This window comes from Pseudoalteromonas sp. bablab_jr010 (genome assembly GCF_016464105.1).
In the GTDB taxonomy this organism is placed as follows: Bacteria; Pseudomonadota; Gammaproteobacteria; order Enterobacterales; family Alteromonadaceae; genus Pseudoalteromonas; species Pseudoalteromonas simplex.
The window spans coordinates 1-24,386 of record NZ_JACDWV010000070.1; the positions used below are offsets into that span (position 1 = coordinate 1).

24 protein-coding genes and 7 tRNA genes are annotated in these 24,386 nt (G+C 39.5%); 26 read left to right on the forward strand and 5 right to left on the reverse strand.

From position 1 onward, the window contains the following. Positions 1-181 precede the first annotated feature (181 nt). Complete coding sequence (locus JIG37_RS05450; protein WP_199528895.1) at positions 182-502, forward strand: hypothetical protein; 321 nt, start codon at positions 182-184, stop codon at positions 500-502. 372 nt (positions 503-874) lie between these two features. On the opposite strand, the gene JIG37_RS05455 is transcribed toward JIG37_RS05450, so the two are convergent. Next, positions 875-1,192 (reverse strand): hypothetical protein, encoded by a 318-nt coding sequence (locus tag JIG37_RS05455; RefSeq protein WP_199528896.1) that lies wholly within the window; start codon positions 1,190-1,192, stop codon positions 875-877. Positions 1,193-1,916: 724 nt separating this feature from the next. On the opposite strand from JIG37_RS05455, the gene JIG37_RS05460 reads away from it, so the two are divergent. From JIG37_RS05460 to JIG37_RS05475, 4 genes are all read left to right on the forward strand, one after another. After that, positions 1,917-3,182 (forward strand): site-specific integrase, encoded by a 1,266-nt coding sequence (locus JIG37_RS05460; RefSeq protein WP_199528897.1) that lies wholly within the window; start codon positions 1,917-1,919, stop codon positions 3,180-3,182. A 147-nt stretch (positions 3,183-3,329) separates the two neighbouring features. After that, positions 3,330-4,406, forward strand: a complete 1,077-nt coding sequence (locus tag JIG37_RS05465) for a hypothetical protein (RefSeq protein ID WP_199528898.1) — start codon at positions 3,330-3,332, stop codon at positions 4,404-4,406. Further along, positions 4,399-5,529 carry a hypothetical protein gene (locus tag JIG37_RS05470; protein ID WP_199528899.1) on the forward strand — a complete coding sequence of 377 codons (1,131 nt, stop codon included), beginning with the start codon at positions 4,399-4,401 and terminating at the stop codon, positions 5,527-5,529. The genes JIG37_RS05465 and JIG37_RS05470 overlap by 8 nt, the downstream gene beginning before the upstream one ends. Next, positions 5,501-6,193 carry a hypothetical protein gene (locus JIG37_RS05475; RefSeq protein WP_199528900.1) on the forward strand — a complete coding sequence of 231 codons (693 nt, stop codon included), beginning with the start codon at positions 5,501-5,503 and terminating at the stop codon, positions 6,191-6,193. Before JIG37_RS05470 ends, JIG37_RS05475 begins: the two co-directional genes overlap by 29 nt. A gap of 6 nt (positions 6,194-6,199) precedes the next feature. Here the strand turns inward: JIG37_RS05475 and JIG37_RS05480 are convergent, their stop codons facing one another. Both JIG37_RS05480 and JIG37_RS05485 read right to left on the reverse strand, forming a co-directional pair. Beyond that, positions 6,200-7,081, reverse strand: coding sequence for a site-specific integrase (locus JIG37_RS05480; RefSeq protein ID WP_199528901.1), 882 nt, complete (start codon positions 7,079-7,081; stop codon positions 6,200-6,202). Next, positions 7,074-7,295: a hypothetical protein gene (locus tag JIG37_RS05485; RefSeq protein WP_199528902.1), complete on the reverse strand. Its 222-nt coding sequence runs from the start codon at positions 7,293-7,295 to the stop codon at positions 7,074-7,076. Before JIG37_RS05485 ends, JIG37_RS05480 begins: the two co-directional genes overlap by 8 nt. Positions 7,296-7,925: 630 nt before the next feature. On the opposite strand from JIG37_RS05485, the gene JIG37_RS05490 reads away from it, so the two are divergent. From JIG37_RS05490 to JIG37_RS05505, 4 genes are all read left to right on the forward strand, one after another. Beyond that, positions 7,926-8,153, forward strand: a complete 228-nt coding sequence (locus JIG37_RS05490) for a hypothetical protein (RefSeq protein WP_199528903.1) — start codon at positions 7,926-7,928, stop codon at positions 8,151-8,153. A gap of 264 nt (positions 8,154-8,417) precedes the next feature. Beyond that, complete coding sequence (locus JIG37_RS05495) at positions 8,418-8,654, forward strand: helix-turn-helix domain-containing protein (protein WP_063704702.1); 237 nt, start codon at positions 8,418-8,420, stop codon at positions 8,652-8,654. An 89-nt stretch (positions 8,655-8,743) separates the two neighbouring features. Next, positions 8,744-10,075 (forward strand): hypothetical protein, encoded by a 1,332-nt coding sequence (locus JIG37_RS05500; RefSeq protein WP_199528904.1) that lies wholly within the window; start codon positions 8,744-8,746, stop codon positions 10,073-10,075. A 113-nt stretch (positions 10,076-10,188) separates the two neighbouring features. Then, on the forward strand, positions 10,189-10,998 hold the full coding sequence (locus JIG37_RS05505) for a hypothetical protein (RefSeq protein ID WP_199528905.1): 810 nt from the start codon (positions 10,189-10,191) through the stop codon (positions 10,996-10,998). Between the two features lie 373 nt (positions 10,999-11,371). Here JIG37_RS05505 and JIG37_RS05510 read toward each other — a convergent pair. Then, positions 11,372-11,448: transfer RNA gene (locus JIG37_RS05510), tRNA-Pro, on the reverse strand. Between the two features lie 105 nt (positions 11,449-11,553). Then, positions 11,554-12,171, reverse strand: a complete 618-nt coding sequence (locus tag JIG37_RS05515; protein ID WP_054553006.1) for an arylesterase — start codon at positions 12,169-12,171, stop codon at positions 11,554-11,556. On the opposite strand from JIG37_RS05515, the gene JIG37_RS05520 reads away from it, so the two are divergent. The 17 genes from JIG37_RS05520 to JIG37_RS05600 all read left to right on the forward strand — a co-directional run bounded on the left by JIG37_RS05520 (position 12,172) and on the right by JIG37_RS05600 (position 24,372). Then, a complete protein-coding gene (locus JIG37_RS05520) occupies positions 12,172-12,891 on the forward strand; it encodes an ABC transporter ATP-binding protein (RefSeq protein WP_199528906.1) in 720 nt (239 codons plus the stop codon). Further along, positions 12,881-15,382, forward strand: a complete 2,502-nt coding sequence (locus JIG37_RS05525) for an FtsX-like permease family protein (protein ID WP_199528907.1) — start codon at positions 12,881-12,883, stop codon at positions 15,380-15,382. Before JIG37_RS05520 ends, JIG37_RS05525 begins: the two co-directional genes overlap by 11 nt. 137 nt (positions 15,383-15,519) lie before the next feature. Beyond that, positions 15,520-16,044 carry a crossover junction endodeoxyribonuclease RuvC gene (ruvC, locus tag JIG37_RS05530; RefSeq protein ID WP_054553009.1) on the forward strand — a complete coding sequence of 175 codons (525 nt, stop codon included), beginning with the start codon at positions 15,520-15,522 and terminating at the stop codon, positions 16,042-16,044. 1 nt (position 16,045) lies between these two features. Next, positions 16,046-16,666: a Holliday junction branch migration protein RuvA gene (ruvA, locus tag JIG37_RS05535; protein ID WP_054553010.1), complete on the forward strand. Its 621-nt coding sequence runs from the start codon at positions 16,046-16,048 to the stop codon at positions 16,664-16,666. 7 nt (positions 16,667-16,673) lie between these two features. After that, complete coding sequence (gene ruvB, locus JIG37_RS05540; RefSeq protein ID WP_054553011.1) at positions 16,674-17,678, forward strand: Holliday junction branch migration DNA helicase RuvB; 1,005 nt, start codon at positions 16,674-16,676, stop codon at positions 17,676-17,678. A gap of 1,004 nt (positions 17,679-18,682) precedes the next feature. Further along, positions 18,683-19,387 carry a protein TolQ gene (gene tolQ, locus JIG37_RS05545; protein ID WP_054553012.1) on the forward strand — a complete coding sequence of 235 codons (705 nt, stop codon included), beginning with the start codon at positions 18,683-18,685 and terminating at the stop codon, positions 19,385-19,387. Then, complete coding sequence (gene tolR / locus JIG37_RS05550; protein WP_054553013.1) at positions 19,374-19,799, forward strand: protein TolR; 426 nt, start codon at positions 19,374-19,376, stop codon at positions 19,797-19,799. The genes tolQ and tolR overlap by 14 nt, the downstream gene beginning before the upstream one ends. 1 nt (position 19,800) lies before the next feature. Beyond that, positions 19,801-20,739: a cell envelope integrity protein TolA gene (tolA, locus tag JIG37_RS05555; RefSeq protein WP_054553014.1), complete on the forward strand. Its 939-nt coding sequence runs from the start codon at positions 19,801-19,803 to the stop codon at positions 20,737-20,739. Between the two features lie 9 nt (positions 20,740-20,748). After that, positions 20,749-22,107, forward strand: a complete 1,359-nt coding sequence (gene tolB / locus JIG37_RS05560; RefSeq protein ID WP_199528908.1) for a Tol-Pal system beta propeller repeat protein TolB — start codon at positions 20,749-20,751, stop codon at positions 22,105-22,107. Between the two features lie 34 nt (positions 22,108-22,141). Continuing rightward, positions 22,142-22,684, forward strand: coding sequence for a peptidoglycan-associated lipoprotein Pal (gene pal / locus JIG37_RS05565; protein WP_054553016.1), 543 nt, complete (start codon positions 22,142-22,144; stop codon positions 22,682-22,684). 12 nt (positions 22,685-22,696) lie between these two features. Continuing rightward, positions 22,697-23,458, forward strand: coding sequence for a tol-pal system protein YbgF (gene ybgF / locus JIG37_RS05570; RefSeq protein WP_054553017.1), 762 nt, complete (start codon positions 22,697-22,699; stop codon positions 23,456-23,458). Between the two features lie 168 nt (positions 23,459-23,626). Next, positions 23,627-23,702, forward strand: a tRNA-Lys gene (locus tag JIG37_RS05575). A gap of 63 nt (positions 23,703-23,765) precedes the next feature. Further along, a tRNA-Lys gene (locus JIG37_RS05580) sits at positions 23,766-23,841 on the forward strand. A gap of 56 nt (positions 23,842-23,897) precedes the next feature. Beyond that, positions 23,898-23,973: transfer RNA gene (locus JIG37_RS05585), tRNA-Lys, on the forward strand. Positions 23,974-24,030: 57 nt separating this feature from the next. Beyond that, positions 24,031-24,106, forward strand: a tRNA-Lys gene (locus tag JIG37_RS05590). A gap of 57 nt (positions 24,107-24,163) precedes the next feature. Continuing rightward, positions 24,164-24,239: transfer RNA gene (locus tag JIG37_RS05595), tRNA-Lys, on the forward strand. Positions 24,240-24,296: 57 nt separating this feature from the next. Continuing rightward, positions 24,297-24,372 (forward strand) — tRNA-Lys (locus JIG37_RS05600). Positions 24,373-24,386 lie beyond the last annotated feature (14 nt).

Below are 24,386 nucleotides of genomic sequence, written 5' to 3' on the forward strand. Positions count from 1 at the left end.
AATTACTGACAACTCTTAGGTTGTTTATCTTACCCGATAGGCTACCAGACAGGCATTATCCAAGGGTGGTAAGAAGGAAACCTAATAAATATCCCTATAAAAGAAAATGCCAGTCAGCTCTTAACTGACTGGCATTACGCACCTCGCGGGTTTTTTTATACCTAAAATTTGAGAGCAAACTATGAAAGCAGGAAAACTTATAGCGCTGGGGTTTTCCGGCATTCTTGCGGCTGCTGGTGTAACCGTCGCTACTTTTGAGGGCCAAGAGTTAACTGGCTATGTTGACCCTGTTGGCATTGTAACAACTTGCTATGCCCATACTGAAACAGCTGTTGTTGGTAAAGAGTACAAGGAAGATTTTAGTTTGACTAAAAGGGATATAGAAAAGTGTTTTAAATATGCAGAGATTCTACAAATACTGCCTAAAGAAAAGTTTTATCGTGAAAAATTAAAACTGAAAATGAAAAACTCAATCAAGCGGAATACAGTAATAGTCTTTTAGTATTGGTGATAGCAGCAAATTGAGGAGTTATTTAGATATTAACGAAAAACTCCTCAGAACATTTTTGCTATTAAAGTGCAAATTTTTAAAAATTACAATTGTATTTAAGTACGGATTTCTATTTGTTCGATTTATAGTAAGACCTAGAGCTAATTTTCTTAAATTTTACTTTGCCACGATCTTGTGAGTGGCGAGCTAAAGTAGGGAATAGCCATCCTGTTTTATTGTCAGTTTTGTTTCATTGTGGATAAGCATTTTTTGTAAGATTTAGCTGAATAAATCTTAACTTGATCTGCCTGACTTGATTTTAGAGTTGAATCAAATCTGACAGTGAATGGCCGACTTGTACCATAAGCCGAGGCTCATTAATTCCTATACGTTTTGATTTTCCCAATTTGTTAATGGTAAATAATAAAACCCTACAACAGTTCCTATCGGGAAAAATAACAACATTGGAGCCCCAACAAAGACGGATAACTTACGTGCCCACAGCTTCCTTTGTTTGCAGCCCCATGCCAATAAAAGGTGAAGTAATGACGGTAATCCATAAACTAATAGAACCCCAATTTTACCTGAATCAGTTAAATAGTCTTTTACCCACCACAGCATTAGAACATACAAAATAAAAGTGATGGTGAATAAAGATATATGGAACTTATATAGTTTTATGTGGTTATCATTCTCTGACAATATCATTACTCCTTATCATCCATAGGGCTGCTTGTAGCTCATAACTGCCTATCAGATGTATTCATCGTAACTGTAAGATTAGATATGAGCTACTACAATTTAGCTATTCTTTAAAAAAGGTAGCTGAAACCCAGCCTTGAGGGAAACTTTTAATAAAGCTAAAAACTTGTTTTGCCATCTCATTAAACAATCTCTCTATTTTGATCACTTCATTCATGTGATCCCCATTTAAATTCAATTTCTAACAGTTACAAAGTTAGCATACCGTATGATACTAACATCTTAAATTTAGTAGGGAATATTAAGAATCTGTTTTGGTCCCAAGTATTCATTAGGAAAAGTTATCTGATTTACGTGTAAGAAAAGAGAAATTTCAAAATAAGTAATACAAATATAATACAAAAATAATACAAATTAGCAGTTGCTAATATACAAGTGGCGCATTATATATATTTGATATTAAAGGGGAAAAGATGGTCGGCATAGCAGGATTTGAACCTGCGACCCCTGACACCCCATAAAAATTAACTGTGTTCATACGTGTACAATCATGACCAAATGTGACCTATCGTGAAGTATCTAAATAAAACCTAAGTTATTGCTGTTGCTAATAATTGCGCTGTAAATTATACACAGTGAAGTAACGTGATAAATCGTGAGTTAGAACTAGTTGGTGCGATAACTGTGCGATAAATTTTTTAACTATGTGTTGGGTGTGCGAAAAATGGCGTCAATCAGAGTAAAATTAACGGAGTCAGTACTTAATAATATTCCTTTAGAAATTACTAAAATAAACGACACTGAAATCCCAGGTTTCTATCTGAACATTGGTAAGCCAAATAAAGATGGCGAACGTTCCCAAGTATTTTATCTTTATTATCGCTTAGGTGGCCGAGGTTCTAAAGAAAGAAGATTAGCCCTAGGTAAATCTTCAGTTTTAACAGTAGGTGAAGCCAGAAAGCTAGCTAAGCAATATATTGGTGATGTTTCGCGTGGAATAGATGTATTCCTTGAACAAAAAGAAAGAACCAAAGCGCAAAAACAAGAAGATGAAGCGCCAACGGTACAAGAATTAGCTACAGAGTTCCTAGAGCGTTATATCAAAATTAATCGTAAAGACCCTAGTGCAGTAGAGCGTATGTTCGAAAAAGATGTGCTACCAGCTATTGGGAAAGTTAAATTAAAAGAGATAACTCGCCGAGAAATACTAAGTAAAGTTCTAGACCCAATCACAGATAGAGGAGCTGGTACTCAAGCCAACAAAACCCTTTCAATATTAAAGCAGATGTTTGATTTTGCTGTTGAGCGTGACTTAATGCAGGGCAACCCAATTAGCACCGCCAAGAAAAAGAATGTAGGCGGTATTGAAAAGCCACGTACAAGAGCTCTTGAGTTTGAAGAATTGATACAAGTATTTGAGCGCTTGCCTAAGCTCGGTGTAAGTACTCAAGTTATTTATGCACTGAAATTCATAGCACTTACTGGTTGTAGGCCGATAGAGATTACTGGTGCCCAGTGGCAAGAATTTGATTTTGAGAAGATGATGTGGACTATCCCTGCCGAGCGAGTAAAACAAAACAAAGGAGGGGAGCGAATTCACAAAGTGCCGATTAATCAAAATATGCTAATCATGCTTGATGAACTGAGAGCTTCATTTAGTTATTTAGGCTCAAAGTATGTGTTCCCAAGTACTACTTGTATCAATAGTGAACCTGGCAAGCAGCCTATAGATAGGCATTCACTATCAAGAGCTTTAAACCGTAAACAAAATGAGTTAGGAGTTCCGAAATTTGTGCCCCATGACTTACGTAGGACTATGGCTACACGTTTAGGTGATGATGATATAGGAACAGACCCTATTGTGGTAGAAAAGATACTGAATCACCAGTTACAAGGCATGCAGCGTATCTATAACTTGCAGGAGTATATGGAGAAAAGAACTAAAGCTCTATTAGTTTGGGAGAAGAAGTTACTAATGTCTGAGTGTTAGGGTGGCTGCTTTTTGTGTTAATAAGGTTGTCAAACATGTTTTGTCTACAATGCATTAAATTTTATTAGCTAATAAATAATGTAATTGTTTTCTTTTATTAATTCGAGTAGCTTAAATAAAATATAATTGGAATTACATGGAGTTGTTGTGGCTGAAAATGGTCCTATTGAAAGGCTGGCGGAAATCGTCTCAGATAAAGTACTGACAAAATTTAAATGGAAGCAGGTTGGGCCCTGTAACCAAGACTTTAAGTGCTTAAAACAGAACGAGCATAAACCTGCTACAAAAAAACAAGAACATACCCACCCTGTAGATGTGGTTTTTTCTTATAAAGACCCATACACAAACAAGACCGTATTATTGAATACTGATCTTAAAAGTTACGCAATAGGATCTATTTCCAAAGAGTTAGTCCAAGGTTCATTAAACTCTCTTGCACGTACTATTGATTGTGCTAGCAATAGCCAAGAGTGGTTAGATAAATACAGGGTTTGTGTAGGGGACTATGAAATAAGAGGAATGTTATTTGTCTACAATCATGACAACAAATTTGATAAAGATTTTTACGAATATTTTTATCCAGAAAGACAAAAAGCGGCTGGAAGTAGAAAGCGTTCACCTATCAAATTAGAGTCTTTTGATTTGGCTCAAGGCCATCAACTACATATCGTAGAGCCCAATTTAATTAAATATATGATGGCTATAACCGCTGATATGCATGAAATGATATCAGAAGGAAAATTTCCTCGTGAAGATTATGGGTTTTACTACCCTCAGTTGACTTTGCACAAGGTGTTAACATCTGAAGAATATTTACCAGCGACAATTGAATTAATTTCAGCCGCTTATATGCTTATCAAGCATGGGGCTGTTGAACAATATGACAAGCAAGTTGGCGAATTAAAAGAAGTCTACTCTTCAGGCTATGTAATCTACTACAACCGTAATGGTGGAACTGATCAAGAGTTTTTATATCTACTTGATACACTTGCTAGATATCAACTCTTAAATGCAAGTACAAGAATTCGTATTCGAGTAGCTCATTCGAGCCCTTCAGGCTCATTGCGCTCTAACTTTAACCGAGCAATTCAAAAGTTTGCGCATGAGTGGGGGTTTGATGAAAGTGCGACTAGAATTTTAGAAAATATCCAGCTGCACATTTGCCCTGTCACGAAAGAGTTTTATTCATCCGAAGATATTGGTTGGGGAGTTGAGAATGTATAAAAATTATCCGTACAGTGCCTCTGACAAAGCTCTGTTTGATGCTTTGAATCAATCAAAAATCCCATTGTCAGAATTACGAGAATATTTTCTTTCTAAAGGTGTAATAGTATCTTCTCAAACTAGCCGAGAAGAGCTTGCTAAAAATCTTTCTCGCTACATTCATGATTACTATGACCATCAGAAGATAGCTTCAAAATTAGGGGTTAGTAATAGAAAAGAGAGAAATACCGCGAAGTTTTTACCCAACGACATAACGACACAGCAAGTAGAAAATGCGGCAAGACTTTTGATACAACAAATCAATCAAGAGGGTGATTTGTGTCAATTGTATAAGAATAAAGATGGCTCTTTTGTTTTAGATGCAACATATGAGGTTCTTGACTTTAAAAAGGGTGAATTCAGCCAGGTAGTTAAAAAAAATGCGAAAGTTAAAATAGAGTTTAGTGATTCTGGTGTTGTGGTTCGTAGGCCTGACAATGAATTCACACAGAAGTGGGAAGAATCCCTTTTAATAAATATAGAGAATGAAATAGGAAGAGAGCTTGTTGATGAAGTTGAGCAAATTCATCTTAGTAACATAAGTGACCCAAAAGTAAGAACTGAGTTCTTTGTTCAGCTAATCTCTAGTATTGGTAACTACGAGGTTTATGATGTTAGTGATGTTCATATTTATCATCCAGAGCCAGAAAATGTAGATATCGAGCTAGAGCTAGATTGTGATGAGACCTATGATAAGAATAGCGTTCATATTAGACGAGCGTCATTAGCAGGACAGGGGGTCTTAGAATCTGAAGAATTGAATGCATTGTATGAAAAAGATTTTTATATTTGGAAAATTCGTTGGCGTTTAAAAAAGAAAAGTGACTCACAATCAAATATCTATACATTTGAAGCACAATTTAACAACCCTGAAGATTGTTTAGATTTTTCTTATAGCTCTAAAGGAATGAGAAAATATAAGGGTAATTCTGAGCATAATAAGACGTCAGTGCCATTAGCTTCTGAAGAAGAACTAATGTTTAATCAGCTAATTGAAGACTGTGCTAGAAAATTATCACGAGATTTAATTGAGCAGGCTTTAGGGGACGTGAAAGATGACACATCGTCGAATCAAGTGGCATAGGGCTGACTTTCAATTGCCGATAGATGAGCTCTATCGAGTATTTAAAACAAATATATTTTCAAATAGTACTAGAAAGGGGTTTTCAGAACTCTATTTTGAAGATGGAGTTGTTTCTGGCCTTTATTCAGAAGAAAAACAATTCAATGAAGAAATATTATCACCAGTTGGTGATTCTATTGAGCACATTTGGGTTGACTATGAGTCTATTCGCTTTTCAATACAGCAGTTAGATAAAACATATCTTTTGATATCTATTATAAATCCTAGGAAGTCATTTAAATTTTTTATTAATTATCTATCTTCTTTATTCGAATACAAGTACTCATTTCAAGCTTTACAATTAAATCTTAATAATTATATTGACTGGATTAGAGTGCAAGATGAAATTGAAGGAATTCGTTTCAAGAAAGCAAGAATAAGTGGATTGGTAGTTAATAGAAGTGCAAAGGCTGCAGTCGAAATTACCTCTCTGGCTAATGCTTTAAGTGACTTAAGAGATTTAGTTGTACAGAAACAATATACCTTGGATAAGGTAGTCGGGGCGTTTCATCATCGTGGGGAGCCTGTAACCTACGAATTAACACGAACAGGTGGGTTGCTTTGCTCAGAAGAGCATGAAAAGATATTTATAAGTTTTCTTAAAGATAGCCAGATACAAACCTGAATCTGTTCAGATTAAATAGGCATAAGTTATCTCAGCCCTAAAATGCCCCATTTCCTGTGAAACGGTCTCTAAGGCCGTTTCATATTTAAGTCCTAATCTTTTAAGCTCAACCATCCGCTCTTGAGCATAGCTATGCCTGAGGCCATGTGCGCCTGTAGAAAATAGCAAAGCGCGGTTAGAAGCTTTTGAAAATGAGTCCGACCATTTTTTACCGCCAGCAATGTTATAATGCTGAGAATAGTTAATTTCTCTGTCTACTACTGTGACTGGTTGAGCTAAACGTTGTTGTTCGAGCTGAGAGGCAAGGATATTGGGGATAAGCACATGACGAATCAAGCCCCCTTTGCCAACTACTGTGTAAAGTTCGCCATTTCTGCCTTGCCATTTTGAATCTAGAGCAGGGCGTTTATCTGGAGCTCGTTCATTAGCTTTGGCAAGTGTTAGCAGCTCATGAGCTCGAAGGCCGGCCGCATAAGCGATTTGTGTTGCGAGTTGATTCCTTTCTGTTTGCCTATGTGAAATAGCTGTAGCTTGTTCTGCAGTGTAAGCACGAGAGCGTTTTATCTCGTCTAAACATGACTTTACTCGGTAGAGTGTTTCTTTCGGTTGTAATTTACCGTTTAATTGCATCATAGCTTGTATCGCTTGGCGTTCCATATCCAGGGCTTTTTGACCAACGATCTCAGCTCTGTAATCAAGATACATACGTGCTTGCTGAGTAGTCATAGCCTGAATACCATTAATACCGATATCTTTAGACCAGTTGGCAACCGTTTTTAGCGACTGAAGATAGTTTCTAGCAGTGCCTAAAGACTTTATGCGTTGTGCTTTAGTTAGTCCTTTAATGACATTTTTTGCTTGAGTTTCAGCTTTAGCAAATTTAGGCATTTTTATCGACCCACCTTTTAACAGTCGTCCATTCTACATTGACACCTCTCATCGCAAGCCAACGTTTTAATTCAGCTTTGCTTGCACCCGCTTCATAGAGTTTGCAAAGGTGAGCGCGGTATTTATCCAGTTTGGATGGTTTATGTCGCTTACGAGCTCGTAGTTTAGTTTGCGCTTTTAATAAAGCGACTTCAGTATTTGCATTAAAAGTCATGATGTTCTCCTAGGTTGTAAGATTAACTGGCAACTAGGTTACTCAGCGACACTAAAGCCTATTCGCCCCTGTTTTTCGCACATGCGAAAGGCTCGGACCGATCTCGCCTTAATTTATTTCCTCTTTACGTGAAAACGGCAGCAGAGAGCGCCGGTATAACGCCTTAAATGTGGCGTGAGACATGACTATTAAATAGAAAAGAGTGAGGGACCTCACTACGTGTTGTCGGCAGCTGAACAGCGCCGTTTTTTGTAAATGCCCATTGGGCTATTTCAATATCAGGTTAGCGTTAAAATTGCTTAGGTGCAATCTGCAAATAAAAACCTGCGTGTAAGCTACGAAAAACCAAGCCCCCCGCTATGAAGCGAGCGATTTATCGCTTCGACATAGCGGGGGGCGTAGCCCCTTTTAAAAGAGGAGGTAGTTGCTCATGATGCCTTAGTTAAAAAGGGCTTGGTTTTATGCATATTAGCTTATGGCATATACTCTGTAAGGCTAATTTTAAAGGCTTTAGAGGTTGATATGGGCGCATTAATCGCTAGTAATATAATGATCATAAGCTTGGTTATATTTTTCGCAGTCTTGTTTTATAAAAACAGGCGAGTCTTAGTTAAAAGGAAGAGGAAATAAATGAATCATCATAGCTCTGGGCATAGTGAATCAGAAACGGTTGCCAGCAAAATTAGGTATGTTTCAAATAGCAGGCTAAGAAAGCTTGCAGGAGAATTAACAGAATCTCCTGTAGAGAAATACATTGCATTGGCGTTCTTAGAAAGGTTGATATGGGAGCATAAGGATAAAAGTATTAAGTTAGCTGCATTAGAGCATTGGGTTAAATTGATAAGAGATAAACAGTAAGTTAATACTTTAAGTATGGAAAAACCTTAATAGGAGAAGCAACCCTTTAAATACAGCTCTTGATAGTTCACGTTTCATCACTTATATTCATACATACGCACATTTGCTGCGTTCCTGCGAAGGGAGTCACTTCGGTGACTGAAAACAGGCGCCTTTATGGCTGCCTTCAATACGTAAAGAGGAAAGACATGGCTGCATATGCAGCATCGTGCATACTTGCATGAACAATGCCCTTCGCTCCATTAAACGTATTGGAGGGCTGTCATGTCATCATCTCAAACTATTTCAGTTAAAGACTTAGCTGAGTTACTACAATTATCACCTCGCACAATCCACAACCGAATTAGTGCTCAATTTAAAGCAATAGAAGCTGGTGAAAATCCAGAAAGCTATCAAATACAGCGTTTAGCGCCACCTTCAATAAAGTTAGGCAAATCTCGTTTGTTCATTCGGGAAACGGTTGAGCAATGGCTAGCTCGTTTTGAAGGGGTGAAGATGTAAGGAAGGCGAAAGGGGCAGCTTGACCGGCGATACCCCAACCGCACTTTGCATCTTCAAATTATATGCTTGCCTTAAAAGAAAGGCCACCTTTGTCGTGGCCAGAGTACGCTATTGCCTCGCCAAAGGACTTTTACGATTTAATAGATTTTCATTCACCAAAATATGTAAGAGCACTTTTCAGTAAAAACCACGAATCAGGCTACAGGACTTTTTTGCTAGGAAATCGAAACTCGAAAAGTGTCACAGACTTAAAAACCTTCAAGCGAAAAACAAGTAGGTATGTTCAGGGTGTATTGAATTGTAAAAGCGAAGCAGTAAATATTTACTTTAGTCCGAATGAGTTTTATGAATGGCCTAAAGTATCAAATTTAGCCCTTTTAAGAGCCAATTGGATAGATATAGATATCAAAAAAGCTGTCTATGGAAAAAAAGTCAGAGAGGTTGAGAAAGTCTTAATTGGTGAGGTCGTGCAAATTTTCAAAAGAGAGAAAATACCGCCATTTACAGGTTACGTTTTCTCTGGTTCTGGAGGGTTACATTTATACTGGGTTTACGAGCCAGTAGATGCTTCACTAACGAATAAGGAGCTGTGGAAGAGCATAGCCCAAATTTATATTGATAGTTTAAATGGTATAAGTTCCCAATGGGAAGTTGATTCTACAGCATCAAAAAGACTTAGTGGAAACCTTCGGATACCAGGCTCTGTGCATGGAACGACAGGTTTGCAAGCAAGGTTTTTAGCTGGTGGCCCTAAATATGAATTCGAAGAGTTAATAAATTATCTAAACTTGGGCTCACTAAGAGATAAATTAAAAATAAAAGAAGAATCGACAGTTGTTAGGCTGCCACATAAACCCACAAGCAGTAAACCTCGTCAAAAAATTCAAAGGCGATATGGTCACAACATCAAGGATTGGTGGTTCAAGTGTATTAACACAGTTCAAATTCATTTTAGAAAGTTAGGTAAGGTGCCTAAAGGCAAACGTGACAAAACAGCTTTCATCCTATTTGTTGCTTTTCAGCATTTAAATAAAGAGACTGCTTTTGAAAAGCTAACAAAGATAAATGATGAACTTATTGGCTTCTCACTCGAAGAGTTAGAAGGTTTGACAAAAACCGCCAAAATAACGACTTATAACTACAGAAAAGAAACTTTAGCTGAGTACTTAGAAGAGTTGCTTGGTTACTGTCCAGAGTATTTATGTACGAAACCTAAAATTAAGCTATCAAGCGATGAAATAAGACAAAGGCAGAGTAAAGCAGCCAAATGTACGGCTGCTAAAAAACGAAATAACACTCAGGAGGTTGTAGCGAAAGCCATTAAACAGCTGACAAAAGAAACAGGCAAAAAGCCTACTCAGAGGCAAGTTGCGGAAAGGGTAGGGTTAGGGTTACGAACTGTAAAGAGGTATTGGTTTTAGTCTGAAATTAAAGGTGATTATTTTAATTCAATGCTAAATATAATCCCCCTGATAAATGATATCAAAGGCTAAAAAATGGTAACTTATAAAAACCTAAAATTTAAGGATAAAGAATGTACGAAAATAGATTAACAGCTTTTATTGATATATTAGGCTTTTCTGCATTAGTAGAAGAAAGTGAAAATAGCTCAGAGGTAACCCAAAACATATTAAATGCAATTACTTTAATGATACCAAGTAGTCTTGAGGAACACTGTAAAATAACACCTTCTTCAAAAGTAACTAGTGATTTAGAATCGGTTTCAATTGATGCTAATCATATGAATGAAATGCTTGCCGAGTTATTTGAAGTCAGGATTTCACAATTTTCTGACTGCATGGTCCTCTCAGCAAAAGCTAACTGCGTTATGTCATGTAATATGATACTTGAAATGATAGCTAAATTTTCAATCAAAATCTGGGAAGATAATAAGCTTTTGATCCGTGGCGGAATGACTGTTGGAAAGCTTTATCATAAAGATAAAGAGGTTATATTTGGTCCAGCGATGATTGAGGCATATAAACTTGAAGCAACATTAGCTGAGCACCCGAGGATATTAGTAAAAAATGAATGTATTGCTTCTTTTAAAGCCTCTGGAGCAAATGATTTATTTGAAAGCATTGTTACTAAATCAGATGATGGCTTCTATCAAATAACACTTGCTTCAGCTTTTAGATATATGATTAACGATAGTTCCCTTAATTTAAATGAGTTTGAAACTGTAAATGAGTTAATTAGGGAATATGATTGTTTAGAGGCTGAACTAGATGAAATTGGAAAACGTCAGCAAAGCGCTAGAGTTAAAAGTAAATATAACTGGGCAAAAGATAATGTAAGGGAGCTTGACGTCAGCATTAATAAAAAGCAAAGAAGATCCTACTAATATAGTGCAGCTAAATAGCTAAAACTTACCCCACTAAAACTAGTGGGGCACTTTGACCATTTTAAGTTTTACTCACGGAAACTAGTGCTAGGTCCCATCTCGAGGGCCAAAATAGAAAATGAGTTTGTTCATTGATTGAAAAGCTTTAAAGAAGGCTTTTCGATTTCATACTGAGCAATGCTAAATTAGGTGCCATTAGCTCTCTTCCTATATATCCCCCCCCAATCAACACCTAATCCAACATAAAAATGAGAAAATAAATTTAGTTAAGTATGGTGCGATAAATGTGCGATATAAATAAAAGAATGCAGAGTTAAGGTGCGATAAAGTAAATAGCTAAGTTAATTAACTTATTGAATAGAGTGTAGAAAAATGGTCGGCATAGCAGGATTTGAACCTGCGACCCCTGACACCCCATGACAGTGCGCTACCAAGCTGCGCTATATGCCGACGTTGCAAGCCATAGTACGGCTTTTTTTATAAAAATCAATATCCCCGCAGTTCGATTGCCTGTTTATTGTTCAGGTAATCCACATTAAATCAATGGGCTAGAGGTTAATCTAGCCAGTCGTTGATCGTTTTGTACATAAAGTCGCGTATTAATGGTTGAGCATCGGCATTTGGGTGCAGGTTATCGTTTTGCATAAGTTCAGGGCGGCCTGCAATGCTAAGCATGAAAAAGGGCATGAGCTCAGAATCTGTTTCATCGGCAATGGTTTTAAAGCTATCGGTGAAAAGTTTGGTATAACGCGGGCCATAGTTTGGTGGAATTTGTACTTCCATTACGGCGGTTTTCGCCCCAATTTTTTGGCTTTTTGCAATTAAATCACGTAAGTTAGCTTGCAGGCGTTTAATAGGGAAACCTCGTAAACCATCGTTTCCGCCAAGCTCAATGAGTACATGAGTGGGTTCAAATTCGCTCAGTAACGCGTCGAGTCGCCTTAGAGCACCGCCTGTGGTTTCACCGCTAATACTGGCGTTTACTAGGTATACAGATTGGTCTTTTTCATCGTACTTATCTTGTAACAATTTAACCCAGCCTTGCTCTTGTTTAAGACCGTAAGCGGCGCTTAAACTGTCACCTAAAATTAAAATTGTGTTGTCAGCTGCTGCCGTAAGTGGTTTGATTACTAACAGTAAAACGAATATAAAACGTAGGATTGGATGCATCATATGTCAGCGCTTTCTCAATTAAACATCATTCAAGTTAAAGGACTTTCTAAAACGGTCACCACGGTTGAGGGCGACCTGACCATCCTCAGTGACATCAGCTTTAATGTCAAGTCGGGCGACTCAGTTGCTGTAGTAGGCACCTCAGGTTCGGGTAAGTCTACTTTATTGAGTTTATTGGCCGGCCTTGACCAATCTACCGGTGGTAGTATCCATTTAGATGGAGCCGCATTACACGAATTAGATGAAGAAGCACGCGCAGCACTTCGCGCTGAAAAAGTAGGTTTTGTGTTTCAGTCTTTCATGCTTGTACAAAGCTTAACAGCCCTTGAAAACGTAATGCTTCCCGCTGAACTTGCAGGAAGCAAAGACGCTAAACAACAAGCCCTTGAGCTACTTGAAAAAGTAGGTTTGAGCCATCGTGTTGGCCATTACCCATCGCAATTATCTGGTGGTGAGCAGCAACGTGTAGCAATTGCTCGTGCATTTATTGGCACACCTAAAATTTTATTTGCCGATGAACCGTCAGCAAACCTTGATAGCAAAAACGGTAAGTTAATTGAGTCTCTATTATTTGAACTAAATAAAGAGCACGGCACGACACTTATTTTAGTAACCCATGATGAGCAGCTTGCACAAAAGTGCCAGCAAATTTTACATATTGAAGCAGGGCAGCTAGTAACTGCTAAAGAAAACGAAGGAGTGCAAGCGAATGTGGGCTAAATTAGCACTAAAACTGTTTTCACGTGAGTTTAAGCGTGGCGAATTAACAGTGATCAGTGCAGCAATAGCCTTAGCTGTTCTCACTGTTTTAACACTGTCTATGGTTACCGACCGAATTGGTCAAAGTATTGAAGAAAAAAGCAGCGCCTTTATTGCCGCTGACCGCGTTTTAGCGAGTAACCATGCATTGCCTGCTGAGTTTTTAGATAAAGCCAACCAAGAAAACTTACGCACCGCTAAAATAACCTACTTCGATACCATGTTATTTGCCGGTGACGAAATGCAACTTGGCTCGGTTAAAGCGGTATCAAACACCTATCCGTTAAAAGGCGAGTTAAAAGTAAAAACTAGCCTGACTGGTCAACCAGAAGTAACAAACGACATCCCAAGTCGTGGTGAAGTGTGGTTAAGTGAATCTGTGTTTTATGCGCTAAACATTAAAGTGGGCGATAAAGTAGAGCTTGGTGCTGCTACTTTTACGGCTAGTCATGTTGTAGCCGAAGAGCCTGATGCACCGTTTAATGTGTTCTCGAGCAGCCAGCGAATCTTAATCAATGAAGCAGACATTGCTGTAACAGAGGTAATTCAGCCCGGCAGCCGAGTGTTTTACCGTCAACTTTATGCTGGCGAAAAAGACAATTTAGATACCTTTTATGCGTGGTTAAAACCACAGATGAAAGAAAACCAACGTTGGTATGGTGTTAAAGACCGCCAGTCACCTATTTCTAATAGTTTAAATCGTGCCGAGAGTTATTTATTGCTAGCTGGTTTGCTAGGCATTATTTTAGCTGCTGTTGCTATTGCGGTATCGGCAAAACGGTATTGTGAACGTCAGTACGACCCAGTTGCTATGATGAAAACGCTTGGCGGTAGCCGCGCGATGATCCGTAAAATCTATTTATTACATTTGAGCCTTGTGTGTTCAATGTCGGTGATTGTGGGTTTACTGATTGGTTATGGTTTACAAGCGATTGCCACTGATTATTTGGCACAAACCATGGGCTCAGCATTGCCGAGTGCATCGGCAAAACCTTGGATCATTGCGATTAGCACGGGTGTGATTTGTGCGGTTATGTTTTCAATTAAACCGCTACTCGATTTATTTGATATTCCGCCGCTCCGTGTGCTTCGCCGTAACTTAGGCGACCGTTTATTGGTAAGTAAAGTGCACCTTACTATGTCGGCGCTTACTGTGTTTTTACTGATGTGGTTATTTAGTAACAACATCAAAATTAGTGCAATTTTGTTCCTTTCGACGGCATTTTTAATTGCGGTGTTATTTGCTTTATCAAAGGTTATTTTTGGTGGTGGCCGCAAACTTGGCTTGAGCCCGGGCAACAGTTGGTCATTGGCGATTGCGTCAATTCAAAAGCGTGCCAATGTGAATGCTGTGCAATTAATTAGCTTTGCTTTGGCTATCAAGCTATTACTGTTTTTAATTGTACTTAAGAACGACATGATTTCGGATTGGCAGTCGCAGCTTCCCGAAAATGCCCCTAATTCATTTTTAGTGAACATTACTGAGCAAGAGTTAGAGCCTATTACTAGCTTCTTAGTGCAAAAGGATATGCCCACGTCTGATTTCTATCCGGTTGTGCGTGGTCGCGTAAACGCTGTTAATGGCGAGCTGGTTGCCCGCGAAGTATCGCAAGAAGACAACGAAAAGAAAGACGAAGAAGCCCGCTCTGGTATTGGCCGTGAGTTAAACCTAACTTGGCGTAAAGACTTACCTAATCAAAACGAGCTTATCGACGGTGCATGGTTTAGTGAAAACTCAGTGGCCGAGGCATCGGTCGAAGAGTCGATGCTTGAACGCCTTGATGTAAAAATAGGCGATACACTTACTTTCCTAATTGGTGCGCAATCGTTTGACGCAAAAATTACCAGTGTACGTAAGGTTAATTGGACCACACTTAAACCTAACTTCTTTATTATTTTAAGCCCTGATGTGCTAGCGAGTTTCCCGGCTACTTATATTTCATCAGTGAATGTAAAAGCAGAGAAAAAACGTGAGTTTAATGAGCTAATGCGTCAATACCCAACGGTTAACGTGATAGATGTTGAAAGCTTCATTAAACAAATTCGCTCAACCATAGAGCAAGTATCGTTAGCGATTGGCTTTGTACTAGCGATTGTGGTTGCCTGTGGCGCTTTAGTACTTATTTCACAAGTACAAGCAAGTTTGGGTGAGCGAATGCAAGAGATTGTTATTTTGCGAACTTTAGGTGCGAAAGGGCGCTTAATTAAAAATGCCACCTTATATGAGTTTTTATTATTAGGCGTTACTGCAGGTTTAGTCGCTGCCATTGTCAGTGACATCGCTCTGTTAATAGTGCAAAAACAAATGTTCGATTTAGCAGGTAAGTTCCACCCTCATATTTGGGTTATTGGCCCAGCAGTCGGGGGCTTATTTGTGGCATGTTTAGGTTATTTGATGATAGCCCGCACAATGCGAAAAAATACCCAAGGCTTATTACGCTCGCTCGCGTAAATGTCTTAATTAAGGTTGACTATAAAATGCTCGCAATTGCGGGCATTTTTTATGAATTGCAATTGGCTACTGGTAATTTATACAGTGCTCTGGCATTATTAACCGCAGATAATAATGATAATAGACGAGTCAGTTAGTTGGCGATTATTTTAGGGATTGATCCTGGTTCACGATTAACAGGGTACGGCGTGATTGCCCACCAAGGTGCTAAGTTCACTTATTTAGGCAGTGGCTGCATTAAATTGGCCGATCACGATTTTCCGATACGCTTAAAAATGATTTACCAAGGGATCAGTCAATTGGTAGAGCAATTCTCCCCAGACAGTTTTGCTATCGAAAAAGTGTTTATGGCACACAACCCAGACTCAGCGCTTAAGCTCGGTCAAGCACGCGGCGCTGCTATCGTTGGTGCTTCAATGGCAGAGCTGCCAGTTTATGAATATTCGGCTAGGCAAATTAAGCAGGCCGTTGTAGGTAATGGCGGAGCCGATAAGTCTCAAGTACAGCATATGGTTAAAAACATTTTAAAGCTGCCAGGTACCCCTCAAGCCGATGCCGCAGATGCTTTAGCAATTGCTATTTGTCATGCACACTCAGAACAAAATTTAATAAAACTTGCGGGCAGTGCGAGCAAAACCGTAAGAGGACGATTAAGGAAGTAATATGATTGGTCGATTAAATGGCTTACTTGTTGAAAAGCAGCCACCAGAAATTCTTATCGAAGTAAGTGGTGTAGGCTACGAAGTACAAATGCCCATGACTTGCTTTTATGATTTACCGGCAGTGGGTGAGCAAGCGATTATTTATACCCATTTTGTGGTACGTGAAGATGCCCAGCTATTATTTGGCTTTAACAACAAAACCGAACGCGCTTTATTTAGAGAGCTTTTAAAAGCCAATGGTGTAGGGCCAAAGCTTGGTCTAGCTATTTTATCGGGTATGTCGGCGCAGCAATTTGTTAGTTGTGTTAATAATGAAGATGCGACCACACTGGTTAAACTACCGGGCGTTGGTAAAAAAACGGCTGAGCGTTTAGTGCTCGAAATGAAAGACAGGCTTAAAAATTGGGGTAATGACTTATTTACACCATTTAGCGATAATGCCGTCATTGAGCCATCAAGTGATGATACCCTAGTAGCAAATAATGCTGCTGATGATGCTGTATCAGCACTTGTGGCATTAGGCTATAAGCTACCGCAAGCACAAAAAGCGGTTAAAACAGTGAACAAACCAGATATGACGACCGAGGTTCTAATTAAAGAAGCTCTAAAATCAATGTTGTGAGTAAACCATGATTGAAGCAGATCGCTTAATAGATGCGAGTGAACAAAGTAACGAAGACAGTGTTGATCGTGCCATACGACCAAAACTGTTAACCGATTACACAGGCCAGCCGCATGTTAAGCAGCAAATGGAAATTTTTATTGAGGCTGCTCGCCATCGTGGCGAAGCGCTGGATCACTTATTAATATTTGGTCCACCGGGTCTTGGTAAAACCACACTTGCAAACATTGTTGCCAACGAGCTTAACGTTAATATTAAAACAACGTCGGGGCCAGTGCTTGAAAAAGCAGGGGATTTAGCCGCACTTTTAACGAACCTTGAAGAAGGTGACGTACTGTTTATTGACGAAATTCACCGTTTGAGCCCGCAAGTCGAAGAGATTTTGTATCCAGCAATGGAAGATTATCAGCTGGATATCATGATAGGTGAAGGCCCTGCAGCACGTTCAATCAAGCTTGATTTGCCACCATTTACTTTAATTGGTGCAACAACGCGTGCAGGCTCACTCACCTCACCACTTAGAGACCGTTTTGGCATCGTACAGCGATTAGAGTTTTATTCAGTTGAAGACCTCTCAAAAATTGTTGCTCGCTCAGCAAGCTTTTTAGATTTAACCATGTGCGATGAAGGCGCTACAGAAATCGCCAAGCGCTCACGTGGTACACCGCGCATAGCGAATCGTTTATTACGCCGCGTTCGTGATTACACCCAAGTGAAATCAGACGGTAAAGTGAATGCTACAGTTGCCGAGCAAGCCCTCGATATGATTGATGTCGATAAAAGCGGTTTTGACTACATGGATAGAAAATACTTGCTAGCTATTATCGAAAAATTTATGGGCGGCCCCGTTGGCCTTGATAACCTAGCGGCTGCAATTGGCGAAGAAAAAGAAACCATTGAAGATGTGATAGAGCCGTTTTTAATTCAACAAGGCTTTATACAACGCACCCCACGCGGACGACTTGTTTCAGACATTGCCTACCTGCACTTTGGATTAACGCCAGAAAAATAACTAAAAACCCCGCGGTTAGTTACAAGCTTTAAGCTATAAGTATCAAGCAGCTCGAAAGGGCTGCTTTTTATCGAGATAAATTGCTTGTATCCAACGGGTAAGTAGATTTTTACCGCTTACCGCTTACCGCTTACCGCTTACCGCTTACCGCTTACCGCTTACCGCTTACCGCTTACCGCTTACCGCTTACCGCTTACCGCTTACCGCTTACCACTGGGTTGTTGTCTCATTTTAACATCTGTAATTCACATGCTGTTAAGTTATCGATAGGTATTCTCATTGACGTTTGTGTAGGCAAAAAAAAGCCCGCATAAGGATGCGGGCAAACAACAAGTTGAAGGAAGTAATCCAGGGAACTACGGTCTACTTAAAAAAGGTTTTATCCAGATCTAAGCAAACCTAGTGCAATACGAATTTTCATATTGCTAAAAACGGAGCTTAATGAAAGAAACTTTCATGAGGTTGCTAGCTCGGTATAGGTAAATAATACGCAATGATGGATTTTTCTTCAAACTAGAAAAATTTTATTTTCAGATAAAAAAAACTAATGCGAGTATGTTTTTTAATTGTTTTCTTTTTGTTCACATTGTGAATATATTAATTTTAAGTTTATGAATGGGAAGGTTTTTATAAATTTTAAGAACTTTATTCAGGATTAGTTTAAGTATTCTGTAGTAGATTCGTGAAAGTGCTTTTGGGTGTTTATGCGTTATTTATGAATAAACGCCGAGTTTTTGGCTGTTTTGGTTGCTTTTTAGTGTCACTGTAATGACTTATTATTAAGGTGAAAATATGCATAATTGTATTGATAAAACCTAATATGGCTAAAAAATAACTAAGCAAATTGCTTTTTACCGTTATTTGCCGCTAATTCACAGCAAGAGCGTTGTCAGTTCACAGCTGACTAGATACACTAGATGTAACTTTTGGCCGCCTTTGTGGTCAATAAATACAAGTGTAAAAAATATAACAAATTACATAGAAATCTATTTTAGGAGTTTAACGTGGGATCAGGGCTTAACTTTTTAGATCTTATTCTAGAAGCCAGTGTACTTGTCCAGCTAGTAATGTTGGCATTAGTCGGTATGTCGGTAATGTCATGGGCAATTATCTTTCAGCGTAAAAAAGCGATTTCTGATGCACTTAATGGCGCAAAGCGCTTTGAGCAGAAGTTTTGGTCGGGTATTGACCTAAGTAAATTATACAACGAAGTATCAGCGCGTCCTGGTGGCGCATCAGGTGTTGAAGCATTATTCGTTGCAGGTTTTAAAGAGTTTGCACGTCATAAGAAAAATTCACCACAAAGTGCAAGTATTGTTATGGAAGGCACACACCGTTCAATGCGTGTTGCTTTATCGCGTGAAGTTGAAAAGCTTGAGTCAAGTTTATCGTTTTTAGCAACAGTGGGTTCTATTAGTCCTTACATCGGCCTGTTTGGTACGGTGTGGGGTATTATGAACGCATTTATCGCATTAGGTGAAGTTAAGCAAGCAACGCTACAAATGGTAGCGCCAGGTATTGCTGAAGCACTAATCGCAACAGCAATGGGTTTATTTGCTGCAATTCCAGCTGTTATTGCTTACAACCGTTTTGCAAACAAAGTAGAAAAGCTTGAAGGTAATTATATTAACTTCATGGAAGAGTTCGCCAATATTTTACACCGCCAAGCTGCTGCGCAAATAGAGGCTAAAGCGAATGTACCAGCGTAAGAAACGTCGCCCAGTAGGTGAGATAAACGTAGTTCCTTACATTGACGTAATGTTGGTACTACTAATCATATTTATGGCAACTGCGCCACTTATTACTCATGGTGTAAAAGTAGATTTGCCAAAAATGGAAGAATCGGATCTTGTTGATACTAAAGACACGCCTCCAATTATTGCGTCAATTGATGCTGAAGGTAAGTACTATGTAAGTATTGGTACAGATCCTGAAGCACCAATGGAAGCGTTGGATGTTGCTGCAGTGATTAAACTTCAGCTGCAAAAGAATCCAGATACGCCAGTGATGATCAAAGGTTCGGGCCGTGTTTCTTATCAAGAAGTACTGCTACTCATGGACTTTTTGAAAAATGCCGGTGTGCCTTCAGTGGGTTTAATGACCGAATCATTTGAGGGTTAGTATGCGTGAGTCATTAATCAAATCGATTCTATTACATCTGGGTATTATTGGTTTTTTAATTGGATCAGCTAGTTTTCATTTACCTACTCCTAAGGTAATGGAAGTAACTTTGAATCCAGCTATGCCTGAGCCAGAAAAGGCTGTTTCAGCGGTTACGGTAGACCAACAAAAGGTTGAACAAAAAATTGCTGAGCTAAAAAAGCAAGAAGAAGCGAAAAAACAAGCTGAAGCAAAGCGTCTTCGTGATCTTGAACGACGTGCCAATGATGCGCGCAAGCAACGTGAAGCGGAAGATCGTCGTCTTAAAAAGCTAGAGCAACAGCGCCGCGCGAAAGAGAAAGAAAAAGCAGAAGCCGAAGCACAAGCGAAAAAAGCACGTGAAATTCAGCAAAAAGAACGTGCTAAAGCGCAACAAGCCGAAAAGCAAAAGCAAGAAGCTGAAGCAGCAGCAAAAGCTGCAGCAGAAAAGCGCAAAGCTGAAGAAGAGGCGTTAAAGAAAGCGGAAGAAGAGCGTAAGCGTAAAGCTGCCGAAGCAGAAGCTGAACGTAAACGCAAAGAAGCCGAAGCCGAGCGTAAACGCCAGCAAGCATTGCAAGAGCAAATGTTGCAAGAGCAGTTAGCTGCTGAGCAAGCTGCACGAAATAAAGTTCGTCAACAGCAAATTGTAAGTGAAGTCGACAAATACAAAGCCTTAATAATGGCACGTATTCAGCAAACTTTACTTATCGATGAAAAGATGAAGAATAAACAATGTCGTGTAAATATTCGTCTTGGCTTTAATGGCTTAGTAACACAAGTTAAGTCATTAGGTGGTGATAAATTAGTGTGTGAAGCTGCGCTTCGAGCTGTTCGTATGGCAGATACACTCCCGGTATCACCCGATAAAGACGTATTTGAGCAACTTAAAAATATTAATTTAACAATCAAGCCAGAATTCTAAAGGAATGATATGTTCAACCAGATAAAAACAGCATGTTTTATTGTATTACTGGGCTTTCATGGCATCGCCAGTGCTGCACTAGAAATTGTTATTACCGAAGGTGTTGATGGTGCACGTCCGATTGCGGTTGTGCCATTTCAATACAATGGGGTTGGCCCCATCCCTGAAAAGTTAAGTAACGTTATTGCAGCAGACTTAATGCGTAGTGGTAAATTTAAACCTATTGATGTAGCAACAATGCCTCAATTACCAGCAACTGATACTGACGTTGACTATGCTGCATGGGTTAATAAAGGTGTTGAAGCCGTTCTTGTTGGTCAAGTTGAACAACAGCCAGGTGGACGTTACTTAGTTAAGTATGAGCTTATTGATGTTATTCGTGGTCAGATCACGGGTGGTCAAACACAGATGATGAGTAACGGTAAGTTAGTTAAAAGCCAAGACCATATTCTTGATGCAAGAGAAAGTGTAATAGCTGAAACGGGTTTCCGACGTTATGCGCACCGTATTAGCGATGTAGTTTATGAAGCACTTACTGGTGAAAAGGGCGCATTTTTAACGAAGATTGCTTATGTCATCGTTCGTGATGGTGAACCTAAGCCATACCAATTAGTTGTTGCTGATTATGATGGTTTTAATGAGCAAGTATTACTTCGCTCGAAAGAGCCATTAATGTCACCGGCATGGTCACCAGATGGTACTAAGCTTGCGTATGTAACATTTGAAAATCGTCAAAGCCAAATTTACATTCAAGATTTATACACGGGTAAACGTGAGCTGATCACAAGTCACCCTGGTATTAATGGTGCGCCACAGTTCTCACCTGATGGCAAAAAGCTACTATTAGTGCTCTCTAAAGACCGCAATGGTGCAACAGAAGTATATGTTTTAGACCTTGCAACTCGCAAAGAAAGACGCCTTACAAATCACCGTAGTATAGATACTGAACCATCTTGGTTCCCTAATGGGCAAGATATTGTGTTTACGTCTGAAAGGGGTGGTAATGCCCAGATTTATAAGTTAAATTTGCAAACTGGTAGGTCAAAACGCATGACGTTTGACGGAGATATGAACCTAGCAGGTTCGGTTTCTCCAGATGGAAAAGAATTAGTGATGGTGAACCGTACCAACGGTCAATACCATCTTGCTAAGAAAGAGCTAGCTACAGGTGCGTTCCAAGTATTAACTAGAACACGCCTTGATGAATCGCCGAGTATCGCACCAAACGGCTCGATGATTATCTACAGCACGCTTCATAATAATAAACAGGTGTTGGCGTTAGTTTCTATGGATGGTCGCTTTAAAGCACGCTTACCTGTGCTAGACGGACAAGTTAAGGCACCGGCTTGGTCGCCTTATTTACAGTAATTATACTGGTTTACTCAATATAGGAATCAATTAAATGCAACTTAATAAAACTTTAAAAGGCCTGCTAATTGCTGTGCCAGTGATGACATTAGCGGCGTGTAGCTCTTCTTCAGGTGTTGATGAAGGTGCTGCAAACCAATCTAACCAAGGTATGGTTGAGCAATCAAACAACACTGATACTGTTGAAGTTGCAACGCTTACTCCAGAGCAACAAGCTGAAGAAGCACTTCGTGAAAAATACGAAGCGTTACGTCAAGAGCAAATCATTTACTTTGGTTTTGATAACGCAAAAATCCAAAGCAAGTATGCTGAACTATTACAAGCACACGCTGAATTCTTAGTACAAAACCCTTCAGTTAAAGTACTAATCGAAGGTCACGCTGATGAGCGCGGTACGCCTGAGTACAACATCGCACTAGGCGAGCACCGTGGTCAAGCAGTAGAAAAATACTTACAAAGTTTAGGTGTTTCTGCTAGCCAAATGTCAGTAGTGAGCTATGGTGAAGAGAAGCCAATGGTTAAGTCTCGCACTGAAGAAGCGTTCGCGAAGAACCGTCGCGCAGTATTAGTTTACTAATAAAGAGTCATTATGAAGCCGAAAATTATTTTGGCAGCAATGATCTTAAGCGGGAGCACCCAGTTATGGGCTGCTCCCGCTCCTGTTTCAGAAGCTGCAAGCTCGCAATCGAGCATTGAGAAGCGTTTAGTCGCTTTAGAAAACATGATGAAGTCACGTAATTTATTGCAAGCTGAGCTTCAGCAGCAGCTTAATATTTTACAAGACGAAGTGAGCCAAGTACGTGGTATTACAGAAGAGCAAAGCTATAAGCTTGAAAAAGTACTGCAACGTCAGCGTGAGCTATATCAAGAAATTGAGAACCGAGTTAGCCAAGCTTATAGCCAGCCTGCTGCAACACAAACTCAACCTACAAATACTTATACAGATGTAGGTGCATCACAGGCAATCAGTTCAGACTTATCTGAAAACGAAGCTTATGAGCGTGCAGTGGCGTTAATCATGAAAGATAAACGTTATGAGCAAGCAATTCCTGAGTTTCAAGCATTCTTAACGACATACCCAAATTCAGTGTATGCATCTAATGCGCATTATTGGTTAGGTCAGCTGTTAACTATTCAAAACGATCAAGCAGGTGCGACTGAGCACTTTAAAGTTGTTGTGAATGAATACCCTAATTCTAATAAGCGCCCAGATGCAATGTTAAAGTTAGGAAACTTATTAGCGGATCAAGGTTTAGGCGAGCAAGCCCTTAAAACCTTTAATGATTTAATTAATCAGTACCCAAGTACTACCGCTGCTAAATTAGCCACAGAACGTCTGTCGCAAATGTAGATTTGACCTGATTAGACTGCTTTTTGACATAAGCGGTCTAAAATTAGGCAACTAGACATAAAAACTTAAAAAAAGAGATATTTTCTGTTGCACTCAGCATTTAAATAAGTATTATAAGCGCCCGCAGCAGGCGATTGGTAACAACAGCCAAAATGCGGAAAAAAGAGCGGGTCATTAGCTCAGTTGGTAGAGCAGTGGACTTTTAATCCATTGGTCGATGGTTCAAGTCCATCATGACCCACCATTCTCCTAGAATGGTAATCTTTAATCGACGGATTTACGTATAGCTTTTATAAGCAATTAGAGCGGGTCATTAGCTCAGTTGGTAGAGCAGTGGACTTTTAATCCATTGGTCGATGGTTCAAGTCCATCATGACCCACCATTCTTTGAATGGTTCTATATCGGCGGATTTACGCAGCTTTTTACAAGCACCAGAGCGGGTCATTAGCTCAGTTGGTAGAGCAGTGGACTTTTAATCCATTGGTCGATGGTTCAAGTCCATCATGACCCACCATTCTTTTGAATGGTCTTATATCGGCGGATTTACGCAGCTTATTACAAGCATCAGAGCGGGTCATTAGCTCAGTTGGTAGAGCAGTGGACTTTTAATCCATTGGTCGATGGTTCAAGTCCATCATGACCCACCATTCTTTTTGAATGGTCTTATATCGGCGGATTTACGCAGCTTTTACAAGCATCAGAGCGGGTCATTAGCTCAGTTGGTAGAGCAGTGGACTTTTAATCCATTGGTCGATGGTTCAAGTCCATCATGACCCACCATTCTTTTGAATGGTCTCATATCGGCGGATTTACGCAGCTTTTTATAAGCAACAGAGCGGGTCATTAGCTCAGTTGGTAGAGCAGTGGACTTTTAATCCATTGGTCGATGGTTCAAGTCCATCATGACCCACCATTCTTCGAATGGTC

Bases quoted from the DNA above. Each gene is read 5' to 3' on its own strand.
- JIG37_RS05450 (WP_199528895.1), top strand. From the start codon at position 182: ATGAAAGCAGGAAAACTTATAGCGCTGGGGTTTTCCGGCATTCTTGCG.
- JIG37_RS05460 (WP_199528897.1), top strand. From the start codon at position 1,917: ATGGCGTCAATCAGAGTAAAATTAACGGAGTCAGTACTTAATAATATT.
- JIG37_RS05470 (WP_199528899.1), top strand. From the start codon at position 4,399: ATGTATAAAAATTATCCGTACAGTGCCTCTGACAAAGCTCTGTTTGAT.
- JIG37_RS05475 (WP_199528900.1), top strand. From the start codon at position 5,501: ATGACACATCGTCGAATCAAGTGGCATAGGGCTGACTTTCAATTGCCG.
- JIG37_RS05480 (WP_199528901.1), bottom strand. From the start codon at position 7,081: ATGCCTAAATTTGCTAAAGCTGAAACTCAAGCAAAAAATGTCATTAAA.
- JIG37_RS05485 (WP_199528902.1), bottom strand. From the start codon at position 7,295: ATGACTTTTAATGCAAATACTGAAGTCGCTTTATTAAAAGCGCAAACT.
- JIG37_RS05490 (WP_199528903.1), top strand. From the start codon at position 7,926: ATGAATCATCATAGCTCTGGGCATAGTGAATCAGAAACGGTTGCCAGC.
- JIG37_RS05495 (WP_063704702.1), top strand. From the start codon at position 8,418: ATGTCATCATCTCAAACTATTTCAGTTAAAGACTTAGCTGAGTTACTA.
- JIG37_RS05505 (WP_199528905.1), top strand. From the start codon at position 10,189: ATGTACGAAAATAGATTAACAGCTTTTATTGATATATTAGGCTTTTCT.
- JIG37_RS05515 (WP_054553006.1), bottom strand. From the start codon at position 12,171: ATGATGCATCCAATCCTACGTTTTATATTCGTTTTACTGTTAGTAATC.
- JIG37_RS05520 (WP_199528906.1), top strand. From the start codon at position 12,172: ATGTCAGCGCTTTCTCAATTAAACATCATTCAAGTTAAAGGACTTTCT.
- JIG37_RS05525 (WP_199528907.1), top strand. From the start codon at position 12,881: ATGTGGGCTAAATTAGCACTAAAACTGTTTTCACGTGAGTTTAAGCGT.
- ruvA (WP_054553010.1), top strand. From the start codon at position 16,046: ATGATTGGTCGATTAAATGGCTTACTTGTTGAAAAGCAGCCACCAGAA.
- ruvB (WP_054553011.1), top strand. From the start codon at position 16,674: ATGATTGAAGCAGATCGCTTAATAGATGCGAGTGAACAAAGTAACGAA.
- tolR (WP_054553013.1), top strand. From the start codon at position 19,374: ATGTACCAGCGTAAGAAACGTCGCCCAGTAGGTGAGATAAACGTAGTT.
- tolA (WP_054553014.1), top strand. From the start codon at position 19,801: ATGCGTGAGTCATTAATCAAATCGATTCTATTACATCTGGGTATTATT.
- tolB (WP_199528908.1), top strand. From the start codon at position 20,749: ATGTTCAACCAGATAAAAACAGCATGTTTTATTGTATTACTGGGCTTT.
- pal (WP_054553016.1), top strand. From the start codon at position 22,142: ATGCAACTTAATAAAACTTTAAAAGGCCTGCTAATTGCTGTGCCAGTG.
- ybgF (WP_054553017.1), top strand. From the start codon at position 22,697: ATGAAGCCGAAAATTATTTTGGCAGCAATGATCTTAAGCGGGAGCACC.